This window comes from uncultured Marinobacter sp., from assembly GCF_913055835.1.
In the GTDB taxonomy this organism is placed as follows: Bacteria; Pseudomonadota; Gammaproteobacteria; order Pseudomonadales; family Oleiphilaceae; genus Marinobacter.
The window spans coordinates 166,062-181,949 of sequence record NZ_CAJXKQ010000003.1 but is presented as its reverse complement, the minus strand read 5'-3'; the positions used below and the strand labels follow the sequence as shown (position 1 = coordinate 181,949).

The window sequence follows — 15,888 nt, the reverse complement described above, 5'->3', positions numbered from 1 at the left end:
CATGATCTTGCGGCTCCTGCTGGTTCTGTCAGCACTGACCGTTTCCGGTGTTTCCGGTGTTTCCGTGGCGGCTACGCCGGTTATGCCGGAGGATGTCCTTTCTGGTCTCAAGCAATTCCGGCAGGCAGGCGAAGTCGGCGTTGATCTTGGGGATGGACGCCAGCAAGCGTTTTATGAATCCGCGGAAAAGGCGCGAACCGCAGGCCGTACTGATGAGGCCGGGCAGATCCTGGCCGGTATGAAAGAGGGCTACTGGGCGGCTCTGGGTTATCTCAATCTTGCCAGCGATTACGCAAAAACCGATCTGAATCCGGCCAGGGCACTGGTCGCCCTGCGGGTGGCGTTGGCCATGTCCGACGGTGATACCAATTCCGGGCGCAGTCAGCACCTGAAAAATAATCTGCTGGTTCGGGCGGGCTACCTTGCCTACCAGCACGGCGACTTCGAGAAGGCCATCAGCTTTCTGGAAAAGGTCGATCTCGATAGTTTTAACACGCCGCGGGCCCTTTACATTCATGGTCTGGCCCTGGCAGAAAAGGGCAATCACCGGGCTGCCATGCAGAGCTGGCATCGGGCCCGGAAATATCCTCTGGCGTATCCCGGGGTTGCTGACGCCTGGATTGGCATGGGGCGCGGCTACGATCTTTCCGGCTATCTTGGGCAGGCCGGTGAAGCCTACCTGGCCGCCAATGCTGCGTTCGAGAGTGAACGGGTAACCCTTCGCAAACTGGCCGACAAAATTCGGGAACAGGGCGCCTATAAAACCCTGGTGGAAGATGCCCGTGAAACCGGGGTCGACTGGTTTCTGGCCGATAACCGTACACTGACTCAGCCGCGGATGGCCTACCTTCTGGGCTTCATGGCAGACCCGAATGTTCAGAAAGCCGCGGGGCGGGTGGCAGCGCTTCGTTCAATGGCGGTAAAACTTGAACGTTACGGTCACGATCTAGAGGTGTTTCAGGGAGCGCTGACTGACCAGCTGGACGGCATTCATCAGCAGGATACCAGGCAAAGCACCGACACCCTTTCTTCGCAGGGAGAAAAGCTGGAAGCGCAGTTGTCACGCCTCGCCAGCAACGCAGGTCCTGGTGATCAAGCCCGTATCAAGGCGCTTCGGAAGACCCTGGCGGATGCCCAGACCCGATTGAGACAGGTCCGGAGCAAGGTGTCGGGGCATCCGGAAGTCCTGGAGCGTTTACGTCGCTCAGCGCTGGCGCTGGGAGAGCGCAATGAATTGCTGGCATCGTCTGTTCGCCAGTTGCTCGAAGCATCGGAAAAGGCATTGGATGAACTGGCTCTCGACTATGTCGACGCCCGGGACCAGCAGATGGCCTTCGCGCTGGACAAAACCGAACAGCAGATTGCTCACCTCTATGAATATCTCGCCCTTCAGAACCTGGAGGAGACCCAGCCATGAGTCGGTCGATCCAGCTCTTTTGTCTTTGTCTTCTCGTGGTTGCGCCGGCCCTGGCCCAGGAGTCCTTTCGTGTGGAACTCGGGCGGGACGGCGAGACCATTGGCGATATGCGTCCGGTGTTCCTGACCTTTGAAAGCAGGCCGATGCCGGCGATCTCACCGTCGGAGGTTGCCCGCCGTTATCATCGCCTTTTCCGGACGTCTGATGAGCCGGAGGTCCGGATTGATGCCCTGAACCGCCTGAGCAATATCCGGGACCGTTCAGGTGAAGACATAGGCTTCTCTCCGGCCGAAGAGGAAAAGGTCTACAGCGAAGCAATCAGCAGTTATGAGTCCATTCTGGCGCGAGGCTCTTATGGTGGGCGGCTGGACGAACTGCTTTACCAGATGGCCAAGGCCCATGCACTGACAGGACAGCAGGATGCGTCGATCCAGAGACTGAAACAGTTGGTCGGGCTCTACCCGGATTCCCCTCTGGTACCGGAGGCCCGTTTCCGGTTGGCGGAATCCGCCTTTGCAGCGGGCCAGTACGCGGAGGCGGAAACCGGGTACCGGCAACTGATTGAATCCGGTGACAGTGAGGAGTTCAGCAACAAGGCCAGATACATGCTTGGCTGGAGCCAGTTCAAACAGGGGCCTTCGGCCTGGAACAGGGCAGCAGCAACCTTTGTCGAGGTTCTGGATGAGTTTCTGCCGCGCAGACAGAGCCTCGAGTCAGTCAGTGAGTCCAGCGTGGATACCATCGACGATACATTCCGGGTACTGGCATTGATGGCGGCCCGAAAAGGTGGCCCGAACACGCTCATTTCCTGGCTGGATAGGGAGCGCCCGCGTCCCTGGGAGCACCTGTTGTTTGACCGGCTTGCGGACTACTACGCCATTAAGGGCCAGACCCAATCAAGCGTCGCTGCCAATCGGGCTTTTATCGAGTACGCCCCAAATCACCACGCTGTTCCCGCCTTCCGGTTACAGGTGGTGGATGTCTGGCAGGCGACGGGCGACACGCAGAAGGTTCGCGTTGCCCGGTCCCGATTCGTTGAGAGTTATAGCGGGGATTCTGCCTTTACCGAGCTCAATGAGAGCCAGCAGGACAAGTGGCGGAGTTACAGCAGACGGCTGGCGGACTATCACTATGATGTGGGCGCCCGCTCGGCAGGTCAGGGGCAAGTTGCAAACTCTGAGTCTGCCTTTGCACAGGCCGCCACATACTATGAAGGTCTGGCGCCCAGGGTTGATCGAAGCGGCGAGGTTTTGCGCCTTGCCGGGGATGCCCGACTGCAGGCAGGCCACTCTACCAGGGCGCTGGCGAACTTTCGCAAGGCTGGCTACGAAGCGCCCGGTTATGGGGAGGCGGCTGATGCTGCCTGGGCCGCCGTCACACTGTTGAGAGACGGCGTCGACCAGCAGCCGGGAACTGCGACATTCAGACCTGTGCTGCAGGATCTCTCAGACGAAGCCGATCACTTTGACAAGCGGTTCGCGGATGACAGCCGGACTTCCGGTCTGATGGCGGATCTAGCGGCCCGTTGGCTTGCTGCCGGCGATCATGAGCGGGGATTGCATTATGCGTCGCAGGTACTAACTGCAGCCGGGGCATCGCCTGCAGAGCGATACGCGAGCTGGCAGGTAACGGCCCGGATTCGCCAGAAACAGGGCGATTATGGATTGGCGGAACGTGCCTGGGGTCAGGCGCTGGATCTTGCGGAGGCCAGTCAGCTCACGGATGTAACCGTCGATGAGTTGGTGGCCGTTCGCAGGCAACTGGCGACCGCCGTGTACCGCCAGGGAGAGGTGGCAGCAACCCAGGGCAGACTCGAAGAGGCTGTGGGCCACTTCCGGCGGGTTGAATCGGTGTTGCCGGGCTCGGAAATCGCCATCCGGGCAAGGTATGACGCCGCCAATACCCTGCTCAGGGCATCAGACTGGACCGCTGCGGTTGTCGACCTGCAGGCATTTCGGGCTGACCATCCACAACATGAGCTGGCTTCGGGTATCAGTGACAAGCTGGTACACGCCTGGATTCAGTCCGATAGACCGACCCGGGCGGCATCGGAATTACTCCGGGCTGCCGAAAATAGCGTCAAGCCCTGGGAACTGCGGCTGCGGGCTGCCGAGTTGTTGAATGAAGCCGGGAATGTCGCGGAACGGAATGCTCTTTACAGGGATTATCTGGCGACCGGCCCGAAGGCTGGCGATGGTTCGGAACATGAGCGCCTCCAGACGTTCCGTTATCGACTGGTAGAAACCGGAGACGATCCGGATTACTGGCGGGAAGCGCTGGTCCAGTCAGAACTCAACAGCGCCTTCCATAGTACCAACACCCTTGAATGGGCATCCCGGGCGTCTCTGGTGCTTGGCGCCCGTGCGGCTGCCGCGTTTACCAGCATCAGTCTGAGCCAGCCGCTGGAACAATCTCTGGACCGCAAGCAGAAAGCCCTGGAAACGGCGCGCCAGAGGTTCCTGGATGCCGAAGCTCTTGGCGGCGAGCGGGTTCTGTCCGAGTCGTTGTTCCGAAGGGCGGAGCTTTATCGGGGCCTGGCCAGAGACCTGATGGCCTCGGCCGTGCCTTCGGACCTGAATGAGCTCGAGACCATGCAGTACCAGATGCTGCTGGAGGAGGAGGCGTATCCCTTCGAAGAAAAGGCCATTCAACTGCACACTGAAAACCACCGCCGGATCACATCGCAGGGCTATGACGCCTGGATTGGTCGGAGTCTCGGCGTTCTTGCAGAACTGCATCCGGGACGATATGAGCGGAGTGTCAAATGGTTCAGCTGGAACATGGGGTCTAACGATGGGGTGTAATCCGTTGCGTAGCGCAGGCGTGCTCTGGGCATTCCTGCTGATGGTGTTTCTCGCCGGGTGTGCTGGTCAGGAAGTTCGGCCACCTGAGGAGGCGGTGAAATCCGATCCGGAAAAGGCGGCAAACTTTGCAAAGGAAGGGCGCAAGGCGTTCGAAGAAGGTCGGAAAGGTGCAGCGGTGCAAGCATGGCAGAAAGCCGTGGAGTTGGATCCCACTAATGCCGTGACCGTGAATAATCTGGCGCTGGTTCTGAAGGATCAGTACCGGTTCACCGAAGCGGTCAGATTGCTGGAAACAGGCATTGCCCATTCACCGGAGGTGGCGGAGCTGCATTTCAATCTGGCGGTGATCGCCGAGCTCTATCTGCTGGATCTGGAAACGGCCCTTGAGCACTACAACCGTTACCGGGAGCTTTCGAAAGCAGAGGACCAGGAGGTGTCCGGATGGATTGCGGACCTGGAAAGGAGGCTCGAATAAATGATGACTTTCAGGAAACCCGTTAAAAGCCTCTTCAATGCGCTGCTTTTGGCAGGCCTTCAGGTGCTGTTCTTCAACCAGGCGCTGGCCGATCAGGATGATACTGTCAGGCTCAGCGTTGAGGGGCTGTCTGCAAGTCTTGGCGAAGATGAGCCCCGGGTGCTTTACATATTGCCCTGGCAGGCGCCGAGCCTGCCAAGACGACCAAGGGCCGATCTGAATGACGAAGCGCCGGAACTGGTCCGTCCGGCTGATCCGGTCGCCCTGGAGCGCCACCGTCTGTTTCGCGAAAACCTCAACCCTCTGATCCTGAGTCCCCTCGGAGACTCGGCAGTGACTGTGCAGTAATAACGGGAGAACAATCATGCTGGACACCATCGTACGTTTTTTCCAGGAAGGCGGGCCTTTCATGTACCCCATTGCCATCGTATTGGCGTTGGGGCTGGCCATCACTCTGGAGCGGTTCTTTTATCTCTCGGCGGTGAGGCGGCGCAACCGGATTGCCTTTGAGCGAGGCATCCTGCCGCTACTCAGAAAACGGGACTATCAGCGGGCCATGAAAGCGGCAACCAACTCCGACAGCGCCATTGCATCAATCATGGGGGCGGGCATTGGCCGGTTGCTCAGTAACAGCCGGCGAGAGGATATTGAATACGCCATGGAAGAAGGCTTGATGGAAGTACTACCGCGCCTGGAGAAACGCACCCAATACCTTGCGACCCTGGCCAATATCGCCACTCTGCTTGGTCTGCTGGGAACCATCATTGGTCTTATCGCGGCGTTTACCGCCGTGGCGGCGGCAGATCCCTCCCAGAAAGCCAGCCTGCTCTCGGAAAGTATTTCCGTAGCCATGAACACCACGGCCTTCGGCCTGATGTCGGCCATCCCGCTGTTGATGTTCCACGCGGTGCTGCAGACCCGTACCAACGAGATCGTGGACAGTTTCGAAATGGCCGGGGTGAAGCTGCTGAACATTGTTTCTGATCCCGGTTCAGACCCCGTGGCGGGTGATGCTGCCCGGCCGGCCGTTGCCTGAGGGCAAGCCATGAGACGCCGTCACCGCAGGTTAAGTACATCGCCGGAGCTGGATATTACCGCCTTTCTCAATCTCATGATTGTGCTGGTGCCCGTCCTTTTGCTTGGCATGGTGTTCAGCCAGATCCGGATGATCGAGCTGAATTTTCCGGGCATGGACGCCGGGCAGGCGCCGGAGCCAGAGGAGTTCCGGCTCGTGGTTACCCTGATTCCGGAGGGTATCGAGATCGCCGACAGCGACCGCGGCCTGATCCGGGTGCTGCCCGTGGGACAGGAAGGGCAGGATTTCGGGAACCTTCGTCAGGTACTTCGGCAGATAAAAACCCGTGTACCGGATAAAACCGACCTGGTGCTGGAAGTTGGACCGGACATCGATTACCAGACACTGGTTACGGCAATGGACACCGTTCGCTCGTATCCCGCCGTCGTTGCGGCCAGCGTGATCGAGGGCGAGCTGTTTCCTGATGTCTCGCTGATGGATGCGCCCGAGGACAGACAGCTTGCGGCAAACGCCAGTGCCGAATCAGGGGAGGGGGCATGAAGACGTCCCGTAAGGCGAAAAGAATTCGTCGGCATTACGGTCGGATGCACAAGCCCGGGGGCCTGAACCTGGTGTCGCTGATGGACATCTTCACCATCCTGGTTTTTTTCCTGATGGTGAATTCCTCGGATGTAAAAGTGATGCAGAACACCGCAGACGTGCCACTGCCGAAGTCGACGGCGCAACAGGAGGCTGTTGAGAGCCTGACCGTTCAGGTAACAGGCAACGCTATTCTGGTCCAGGGTAGCGAAGTGGCAAGACTGGAGGGTATCGAGAGCGGTGACACCTACATCGCCGGTCTTTCGGAAGAGCTTTCCTGGCGCCGCAATCGCTGGTCCGAAATCCCGGAAGAGGGGCTTGAGGTGACCATTATGGCCGGGCGGGATACCGATTACCGGTTGCTTCGCAAGGTGATGCAGACCTGTGTGGATGAACAATATCGACAGGTGCGGCTGGCTGTGGAAGGGGAGGTCCGCAATGGCTGATGACGTAAATTCCCCTTTGGCTGGTTCGGGCCTGCCATGGAGCCGTGATCTCGGCGAGCGTCGAAGATTCACGGTAATCCTGGTGGTGATGCTGGCGCTGTTTCTGCCACCGGCATTCCTGGTTCCTATGCTGGAAGTGCCGGAGATTGAGCGCAGCGAGGCCGAGAAGGTTCCTCCCCGGCTGGCGCGCCTGGTGGAGAAGCCAGAACCGGTGGTGCCACCGGAGCCGGTCCAGCCGGAACCTGAACCCGAGCCCGAACCAGAAGTGGTGAAGGAGAAACCAGAGCAGCCGGAACCGGAGGTGGCCAAGGTTGAGCCAGATCCTGTGCCTGCCCCGAAACCGGAATCCAGGCCTCAGGCCGTATCCGAGCCGAAGCCGAAACAGACCGCCGAGCAAGCTAGAGAGAAGGCGTCCCGCTCCGGTTTGCTGGCGATGAGAGACAAGCTCGCTTCACTCAGGTCTCCCGAGCCCACGCTAGAGAGGGAGTTTGCGGTCAATACTCAGACAAACGCAGCCGAGCAAACCAGATCGCCCGATAAGACTGAGCAGGTCTTGAGTGGCAGTGGTGGGGTTGAAGACTCTGCCGCCCCGGAGACCAACGTAGCCGTGGCCGGGCACGAGGTGAAAACGGTTGACGCCCCGGTGGAGGAATCCCGAGTGGCCGCCAAACCGGCAAAGGCTGAGCCATCGGTTGGCGAGCGGGCAATGAGCAATATCCGGAAAGTCTTCGATGCCCAGAAGACGGCGCTCTACTCCATGTACCGCCGGGAACTGCGGCAGGACCCGACCCTGGAGGGCAAGGTTTTGCTGGAACTGGTGATCGAGCCTGATGGCTCAGTCTCCGCCTGTGAGGTGGTCAGCTCGGAGCTTGAGCATCCCAAGCTCGAGCAGCGGATTGCCATGCGGGTACGTTTGTTCAACTTTGGGGCTGATAAGGTTGAAGCCCGCAAGGTTCGATTCCCGATTGATTTCCTGCCCGGGTGAACGGGCTCACCGGGCCGTCAGTAACAACTGCCCGGTGAGTGCTCTCAGCTTTCGATCGTGATCTTGGGCAAGCGGGGCTTGTGCAGAGACACTTTCTCCGATGGCGCGATTACCTTCGCTTCCCCGATGACAACCTGCTGATCGTTCTGGTTGCGAACGTCGCATTCGACCACGACCCGGCCTTTCGGTTCTTTCCTGAGGACTTTCAGCTTCACGGTGAGCGTGTCGTCCAGCTTCACCGGCCGCTTGAAAGACAGGCTCTGCTCCAGGTAAATGGTGCCAGGACCAGGCATTACCGTCGCCAGCGCTGCCGAGATCAGGGAACCGCTCCACATACCATGGGCAATCCGTTCCTTGAACATGGAGCCGGCTGCAAATTCGGAGTCCAGGTGTACCGGGTTTACATCACCGGAAACCGCGGCAAACAGCACCAGCTCATCCTCGGTAAGGGTGCGCGTAAACGTGGCGGTGTCACCCTCATTTAGCTCGTCGTAGGTGATATTTTCCAGGGTATCAAGGGTATCGCTCATCGCATGCTCCGTGCTGTTGGCATTTGAGTACAGGTGTTCGGGACAGAGTCTCGAAAACTACCTCATCGGTTACAAAACTGCTATTCTCTCCCCACTTTTTTGAGGCTGATACTTTTGTAGGGTTGATTTTTTGAGCAACCTGACATCGGTAAATCATTACAATCAAAAGCGCCAAACAGGAGATGGTGATGGATTTTGAGCAGTTCTATCAGGATAAATACCCCGCAGGCGTACCCCGCGAGGTGGACCTGAACAAGTACAAAAGCATGGTGGATGTATTCGAACAGTCGGTCAAAAAGTTTGCCGACCGTCCTGCATTCAGTGCTGTTGGCGCAACGCTCACTTACCGTGACCTCGACACCCAGAGCCGTAATTTCGCGGCCTGGCTCCAGAACAAGACAGATTTGAAACCTGGCGACCGTATTGCTGTGCAAATGCCTAACGTCAGCCAATACCCGGTGGTTGTGTTCGGCGCCATGCGTGCGGGCATGATTGTGGTGAATACCAACCCCCTGTACACCACTCGGGAAATGGAGCACCAGTTCAATGATTCCGGTGCCAAGGCCCTGGTTGTTCTGGCCAACATGGCCGAGAACGCCGAGAAGGTGCTGCCACATACCGGCATCGAGCACGTGATTGTTACCGAAATCGCGGATATGCACTCGCCGATCAAGCGCACCCTGATGAATGCCGTGGTCAAGCACGTCAAGAAAATGGTGCCGCCGTTCAATCTGCCGCAGGCGCACAAACTCCCGGCTGTCCTGAGCGCCGGCGCCCGTGAGACATTCACTCCGGTCGAGTGCAAGCAGGACGACATTGCGGTGCTCCAGTACACCGGTGGTACCACCGGTGTGGCAAAAGGCGCAATGCTGACCCACGGTAACCTGGTTGCCAACCTGCTGCAGACCCGTCCGATGATGGAAGACATGGTGGTAGAAGGGCAGGAAGTGGTGATTGCGCCGCTGCCGCTTTACCATATTTATTCCTTTACGCTGAACTGCGGGATCATGCTCGAGGCGGGCGCCCACAACGTGTTGATTCCGAACCCGCGTGACATCCCGGGGTTTGTGAAAGAGCTGAAGAACCACAAGTTCACCGCGTTCCTCGGTCTGAACACGTTGTTTGTTGCGCTTTGCAACAACGAAGAGTTCCAGGATCTGGACTTCAGCAGCCTGAAACTGACTTCCTCAGGCGGCATGGCGCTGACCAGTGACACCGCAAAAATGTGGGAGCGGGTGACCGGTTGTGAGATTTGCGAAGGCTTCGGCATGACTGAAACCTCACCGGTGGTGACCTTCAATCCGCACAGCGCCATTCAGATCGGCACCATCGGCCTTCCGATTCCGTCCACGCAGGTCAAAACCATTGACGAAGAGGGCAATGAGACGCCTCTTGGCGAGCCCGGTGAACTATGCGTGAAAGGCCCGCAGGTTATGCGCGGCTACTGGCAGCGCCCGGAGGATACCCAGAAATCCTTCACCGAGGATGGGTACCTGCGCACCGGCGATATCGCCCTGATTCAGGAAGACGGCTACATCCGCATTGTTGATCGCAAGAAAGACATGATTATTGTCTCGGGCTTCAATGTGTTCCCGAACGAGATTGAGGATGTGGTCAGCAGCCATCCGAAGGTTGTTGAGTGTGCCGCCGTTGGTGTGCCTGATGCCAAGAGCGGTGAGGCGGTCAAGGTTTACCTGGTACCCACGGCTGAAGGTGTGACAGAAAACGAGCTCAAGGAATTCTGTCGTGAGCGGCTCACCGCTTACAAAGTGCCCAAGCAATTCGAGTTCCGTGACGAACTGCCCAAGACTAACGTGGGCAAGATCCTGCGCCGTGAACTTCGTGACGAGGCGAACAACAAGTAAGCCTTTCCGATAGTTGTTCAAGGAGAACCCTGCTTCGGCGGGGTTTTTCCGTTTTTAAGCGATCGACTTTCCCGATAGACTGTCGCCCATTCGATTCCGAGTGAGCGCTATTCCGGCAATTAAATGACAGACACTGTTTCTTCTACTTCCAGAACACCCAAACCGAAGCCGGACGGCGAGGCTGCCGTTAAGGCCATGATGGAGCAGCTGGACGCCTGCAACCAGCAGGAAGCCGCCCGCATTGTAAAAACCGTTGCCCGCACCAAGGGCAAGCCGGGCCAGAAAGACCTGGAGAAAATGGCCAGGTGGCTGGAGCGTGGCCTGGAAAAGGTTCAGCAACGCCACGCCCTGCACAAACCGGCAAGCTTTCCCGAGGGATTGCCGGTGTCCGAGCGGGTGGACGACATTCGTGAGGCCATCGAAAACCATCAGGTGGTAATCATTGCCGGGGAAACCGGTTCCGGTAAAACCACGCAAATTCCCAAGATCTGCATGAACAGCGGCCGGGGGATCCGTGGCCTGATTGGTCATACCCAGCCCCGGCGCATCGCGGCGCGTAGCGTTGCAGCCCGCATTGCCGAGGAAATCGGTGAGCAGACCGGCCAGCAGATCGGGTATCAGGTTCGCTTCACCGACAACACCTCCGAGCAGTCCCGGGTAAAGGTGATGACCGACGGCATCCTGCTGGCGGAGGTTCAGCACGACCGGTTTCTGGATCGCTATGACACAATCATCATCGACGAGGCCCACGAGCGCAGTCTGAATATCGATTTCCTGCTCGGTTACCTGCGCCAGCTGCTGCCCAAGCGTCCCGATCTGAAGGTGATCATCACCTCGGCGACCATTGAGGTTGAGCGATTCAGTGAGTTCTTCGACAAGGCACCGGTGATTGAGGTGAGTGGCCGTACCTATCCGGTGGATGTGCGCTACCGGCCGCTGACCGGCGATGAGGATGATCGGGACCAGGGCTGGACGGATGGTGTGCTGGGTGCCCTTGATGAAATCGAACAGCATGAGCGGAGTCAGAAGCAGCCACCGGGCGACGTTCTGGTGTTCCTGCCCGGGGAGCGGGAGATCCGCAATCTCAGCAAGTTTTTGCGCCATGTGGACCTGCGGCACACTGAAGTGTTGCCACTGTATTCCCGGCTGAGCAATGCCGAGCAGAACAGGGTGTTCCAGTCCCACAAGGGGCGACGGATCGTGCTCTCCACCAACGTGGCGGAAACGTCGCTGACGGTTCCGGGTATCCGTTATGTGATCGATACCGGCGTTGCCCGGATCAGCCGCTACAGTGTGCGCTCGAAGATCCAGCGGTTGCCGGTGGAGCCCATCTCCCAGGCCAGCGCCAACCAGAGGGCAGGCCGGTGTGGCCGGGTAGCGCCGGGTATCTGTTTCCGCCTGTACGATGAGACAGATTTCATCAACCGCCCGGAATACACCGATCCGGAAATTCTGCGTACCAACCTGGCCTCCGTCATTCTGCAAATGGCCACGTCGGGGCTTGGCGAAATCCGCCAGTTTCCGTTCCTCGAAGCGCCGGACAAGCGCCAGGTCAACGATGGCTACAAACTTCTGGAAGAGTTGGGTGCCGTGGACGAAAAGCGCCGGGTTACCCGCCTTGGTCGAACCATGGCCCGGCTGCCTCTTGATCCGCGCCTGGCCAGAATGCTGGTCACGGCCGCGGAGCTTGGCAGTCTGTCAGAAACCCTGGTGATCATTGCCGGGCTGAGTATCCAGGACCCACGGGAACGCCCCCAGGACAAACAACAGGCCGCGGATCAGGCCCATGCGCCGTTCAATGACAAGGAATCGGATTTCGTCACCCTGTTGAACATCTGGAACTTCTACGAAGAACAGCGCCAGGAACTGTCCCAGAATCAGCTCAAGAAGGTCTGTCAGAAGAGCTTTCTGAGTTGGATGCGAATGCGGGAATGGCGGGATATCCATCGCCAGCTCACTCTCATCTGCCGGGAGCAGAAGCTGCCGGTCAACAGGGATGCCGCCAGTTACGAGGCCCTGCACAAGGCGATACTGGCCGGACTCCTGGGCCAGGTGGCGGTGAAAGTGGAGAAGAAGGAATACCTGGCAACGCGAAACCGGAAGGTGCTGATCTTTCCCGGCTCCAAGGTGGCAAAGACTGGCCCAAAGTGGATCGTGGCCACCGAAATTGTGGAAACCAGTCGGGTATTTGCCCGGGTGGTGGCCTCCATTCAACCGGAGTGGATTGAGCCGCTGGCCGGTCATATTGTCAAGCATCACTATTTTGAGCCTCACTGGGAGCAGAAGCGGGCCCAGGTGATGGGTTATGAGAAGGTCACCCTGTACGGTCTGGACATTGTTGCCAAGCGCCGGATTCCCTACGCCAAGGTGGATCCGGCGGAATGCCGTAATTTGTTTATTCGCCGTGCGCTGGTAGAGGGCGATTACCGGTCCAGGGCGCCGTTTATTGCCCGTAACCGGGAGATGCTCGACACGGTTGAGAACCTTGAGAAAAAGACCCGCCGCCGGGATCTGCTGGTTGACGATGAAGTGCTGGTAGCCTTCTACGATGAACGCCTGCCTGCAGACATCATCAGTGGCCGGCATTTCGAGACCTGGTGGAAGGCGCTCTCCGTTGAGCAGTTGAAAGAACTGGAGCTGACCGAAGCGGACATTCTGCAACGGCCGGTGGATTCCCAGGCCGCCGACCTGTACCCCGACTTTCTCGAATGGCAGGGCGTGCGTTACCCGCTGAGTTACGAGTTCGAACCCACCAGTGAAAAGGATGGTGTCACGCTTCAGGTTCCGCTGATGGCTCTTAAACAGATTCCGTCCCGTCGGCTGGAATGGCTGGTACCGGGGCTGTTGCGGGAAAAGTGCATTGCCCTGGTAAAGTCCCTGCCCAAGGCGTTGCGACGGAACTTCGTACCGGTACCGGATTTCGTTGATGCGGCCCTGGAGAATCTTCAGCCTTCCAACGAGCCATTAACGCTCCAGCTGGGCGAGCAGTTGCGCCGGATGACCGGCGTGCAAATTGATCCCGAGGCCTGGTCCGACTCGGAATTGCCAAAGCATCTTCGAATGAACCTGCGGGTCATGGGTGACAGCGGGCGCACTATTGCCGAGAGTCGCGACACGGCTGACCTGCAACACCAGCTTGAGGGGCAGGCCGAGCAGGCGCTTGAGTCGGCGACAAGGGATGACTCGTCGGCGGAGCCGAGTGCCGAGTACACAGAGTGGCGGTTCGGAAAATTGCCCGAACAGGTCCAGACAGAGAAGGGTGGCATGCAGGTGACCGTGTACCCGGCGCTGGAGGACATGGGCAAGCACGTGCGCCAGATTCGCTGTCTGGACCCGCTGACCGCTGAAGATACCACCCGGAGGGCTATTGCCCGTCTGATTCTGAACAGGTTCGGCAGGACGCTTGATGATCTCGAGCGAAAACTGCCCCGTTTCAAGCAATCTGCACTGATGTTCGCTCCGGTAGGGCAATCGAAAGTGTTGCTGGACGATCTTTTGTTGGCGACAGCCATGCAGCACTTTTTATCAGAGAGCTTTCCTAGGACTTCGGAGGACTTTGACCGGGTGTTTGACGCTCACCGTGGGGATTTCATTCCGGCGCTGGAGCAGGCAGACGAGCGGTTGTACCAGGCCATGTCTGGTTATCAGAAAGTGGCAAAGCAGTTGAAGGGCAAAATCAACCTGGCGCTCGCCAACAGCATGGCCGATCTCAAGTTTCAGCTGCAGAACCTGGTGTACCCCGGGTTTCTGGTGGAAACGCCGCCTGAGTGGCTGGCTGAGTTCGGCCGTTACTTCGAGGCCGCCTTGATTCGTCTAGAAAAAATGCCACGCGAAATGGGCAGGGAGAGAGAGTTTCTTCATACCATTGAACCGCTGTGGTCCCGATACGCGGTCAAACGGGACGAACAACAGCGGCAGGGAGTGCGGGATCCTGAACTGGTGTTGTACCGCTGGATGCTGGAGGAGTTCCGGGTATCGTTCTTTGCCCAGCAACTTGGCACGGTGATGACCGTGTCGGTGAAACGTCTGGACCGGCAGTGGGAAAAAACCAGAGTCTGAGGAAACGGGTGTGCACCAATCCGGTGCTGCTGACTGATAGCCGACGGGCAAAACCCCGATACTGTGTTAGTATTTCTGGCAGTAGGTCAACGAACGAATCAGACGGGACGCCAATCATCCCGTTTTCACAATCATGACGTGGGGTTAGCGTGATTAAAGCCGTTATTAGCGGGACCGGTCTCTACACACCGCCAGCAACCATTGATAATGACGAACTGGTTGAAGCTTTCAATCAGTATGTTGAACTGTTCAACGCCGAGAATGCAGACGCCATCGCCAGCGGCGATGTGACGCCGCTGCAGCCATCGTCTTCCTCGTTTATCGAGAAAGCATCCGGTATCAAGCGTCGCCACGTGATCGACAAGGACGGCATTCTCGATCCCAAACGCATGAAGCCCTACATTCCCGATCGCAGCAACGAAGAGCCCTCGGTGCAATGCGATATGGCCGTTACAGCCTGCCGCGAGGCCCTTGAGCAGGCAGGCAAGTCGGCACAGGATGTCGATGCGGTGATCGTTGCCTGTTCCAACCTCCAGCGAGCTTATCCGGCCGTCTCTATCGAGGTTCAGGATGCCCTGGGAATTGACGGCTTCGCCTATGATATGAATGTGGCCTGCAGCTCGGCCACGTTCGGCCTTCAGGCAGCGGTCAATTCCGTCGAGAATGGCAGCGCCCGTTCTGTTCTGGTGGTCAGCCCGGAGATTTGTTCGGGCCACCTGAACTTCCGTGACCGGGACAGCCATTTCATCTTTGGCGACGCCTGCACGGCCATATTGGTTGAGCGCGAAGAAGATACTACTGAGGGCCAGGGTTTCGAGATTCTCGGGACAAGCCTGAAAACCAAGTTCTCGAATAACATCCGGAACAACTTCGGGTTTCTGAACCGTGCTGACGACTCCGGGGTCGGTAAACCGGACAAGCTCTTCGTGCAGCAGGGCCGGAAGGTGTTCAAGGAAGTGTCACCTCTGGTTGCCGAGACGATTCAGAAACAGCTGCAAAGCCTGTCTCTGACGCCGGATGATCTCCGCCGCATGTGGCTTCACCAGGCCAATCTTAATATGAACCAGCTGATTGCCCGTAAGGTGCTGGGGCGGGATGCGACCGAGGAGGAGGCGCCGGTAATTCTGGATGAATATGCCAACACCAGCTCCGCCGGTTCGATTATCGCGTTCCACAAGCACAAGGAGGATCTTGTCAGTGGTGATCTCGGGGTGATCTGTTCGTTCGGGGCAGGTTATTCCATCGGCAGCGTGGTGGTACGCCGCCGATAGGCGCACTTCGGATCAGGTTGTTGCCAGCGCTCTGAGGGTGTCTGGCAGCGGGGCCGATGAGCGCGTTTTTCGGTCGAACCATACGATTTTCGCATAGCCTTCCGCATAGACAGCACCGGTATCGACATCTGTCAGCAAATGGTAGGTGTCGAGGCTGGTTTTACCCGCCTTGTCAGCGTATGTTTTCACCTCAACGGTTGCCGGGTGGTTCAATTCCTTTAGAAAGGTGGCACTGGTCTTTATAATAACGGGGCCGGTCGGCTCTTCGGGGCCGCCAAGCTCCAGTGAAGCCAGCCAGACAATGCGCGCTTCCTCAAAGAATCGGAAGTAGACTGTATTATTGGCGTGGCCGTATGCATCCATGTCTCCCCAGCGGAGCGGCATGGTAATCGTGTTTACAAGATTTCCCGGTACTGACATC

Annotated in this window: 13 protein-coding genes; 11 read left to right on the top strand and 2 right to left on the bottom strand. The window is 58.2% G+C overall.

From position 1 onward, the window contains the following. Position 1 precedes the first annotated feature (1 nt). From QZ534_RS03475 to QZ534_RS03440, 8 genes are read left to right on the top strand one after another with little or no spacing between them, the layout of a single operon-like run. Positions 2–1,417, top strand: a complete 1,416-nt coding sequence (locus QZ534_RS03475; RefSeq protein ID WP_296931458.1) for a hypothetical protein — start codon at positions 2–4, stop codon at positions 1,415–1,417. Further along, positions 1,414–4,221: an outer membrane protein assembly factor BamD gene (gene bamD, locus QZ534_RS03470; RefSeq protein WP_296931456.1), complete on the top strand. Its 2,808-nt coding sequence runs from the start codon at positions 1,414–1,416 to the stop codon at positions 4,219–4,221. Before QZ534_RS03475 ends, bamD begins: the two co-directional genes overlap by 4 nt. Positions 4,222–4,225: 4 nt before the next feature. Further along, positions 4,226–4,696 (top strand): tetratricopeptide repeat protein, encoded by a 471-nt coding sequence (locus QZ534_RS03465; RefSeq protein ID WP_296931454.1) that lies wholly within the window; start codon positions 4,226–4,228, stop codon positions 4,694–4,696. Continuing rightward, complete coding sequence (locus tag QZ534_RS03460; protein WP_296931452.1) at positions 4,697–5,044, top strand: hypothetical protein; 348 nt, start codon at positions 4,697–4,699, stop codon at positions 5,042–5,044. It abuts the gene before it with no gap. Positions 5,045–5,060: 16 nt separating this feature from the next. Then, the gene (locus tag QZ534_RS03455; protein ID WP_296931448.1) at positions 5,061–5,732 is read left to right on the top strand and encodes a MotA/TolQ/ExbB proton channel family protein; all 672 of its coding nucleotides are present in this window, start codon (positions 5,061–5,063) and stop codon (positions 5,730–5,732) included. A gap of 9 nt (positions 5,733–5,741) precedes the next feature. Further along, a complete protein-coding gene (locus tag QZ534_RS03450) occupies positions 5,742–6,272 on the top strand; it encodes a biopolymer transporter ExbD (RefSeq protein ID WP_296931447.1) in 531 nt (176 codons plus the stop codon). Beyond that, complete coding sequence (locus QZ534_RS03445; protein WP_296931445.1) at positions 6,269–6,757, top strand: biopolymer transporter ExbD; 489 nt, start codon at positions 6,269–6,271, stop codon at positions 6,755–6,757. The genes QZ534_RS03450 and QZ534_RS03445 overlap by 4 nt, the downstream gene beginning before the upstream one ends. Then, positions 6,750–7,742, top strand: a complete 993-nt coding sequence (locus QZ534_RS03440; protein ID WP_296931444.1) for an AgmX/PglI C-terminal domain-containing protein — start codon at positions 6,750–6,752, stop codon at positions 7,740–7,742. The genes QZ534_RS03445 and QZ534_RS03440 overlap by 8 nt, the downstream gene beginning before the upstream one ends. A 44-nt stretch (positions 7,743–7,786) precedes the next feature. Here QZ534_RS03440 and QZ534_RS03435 read toward each other — a convergent pair whose 3' ends face one another. Continuing rightward, positions 7,787–8,272, bottom strand: coding sequence for a MaoC/PaaZ C-terminal domain-containing protein (locus tag QZ534_RS03435; RefSeq protein WP_296931441.1), 486 nt, complete (start codon positions 8,270–8,272; stop codon positions 7,787–7,789). A gap of 188 nt (positions 8,273–8,460) precedes the next feature. Here QZ534_RS03435 and QZ534_RS03430 point away from each other — a divergent pair, with 188 nt between their 5' ends. The 3 genes from QZ534_RS03430 (at position 8,461) to QZ534_RS03420 (ending at position 15,467) form a co-directional block, all read left to right on the top strand. After that, complete coding sequence (locus QZ534_RS03430) at positions 8,461–10,137, top strand: long-chain fatty acid--CoA ligase (protein WP_296931439.1); 1,677 nt, start codon at positions 8,461–8,463, stop codon at positions 10,135–10,137. 123 nt (positions 10,138–10,260) lie between these two features. Beyond that, entirely contained in the window at positions 10,261–14,196 is a 3,936-nt protein-coding gene (gene hrpA / locus QZ534_RS03425) for an ATP-dependent RNA helicase HrpA (protein WP_296931437.1), read from the top strand. A gap of 149 nt (positions 14,197–14,345) precedes the next feature. Further along, positions 14,346–15,467, top strand: a complete 1,122-nt coding sequence (locus QZ534_RS03420; protein WP_296931435.1) for a beta-ketoacyl-ACP synthase III — start codon at positions 14,346–14,348, stop codon at positions 15,465–15,467. A 12-nt stretch (positions 15,468–15,479) separates the two neighbouring features. On the opposite strand, the gene QZ534_RS03415 is transcribed toward QZ534_RS03420, so the two are convergent. Further along, entirely contained in the window at positions 15,480–15,887 is a 408-nt protein-coding gene (locus QZ534_RS03415) for a thioesterase family protein (RefSeq protein ID WP_296931432.1), read from the bottom strand. Position 15,888: the final 1 nt, after the last annotated feature.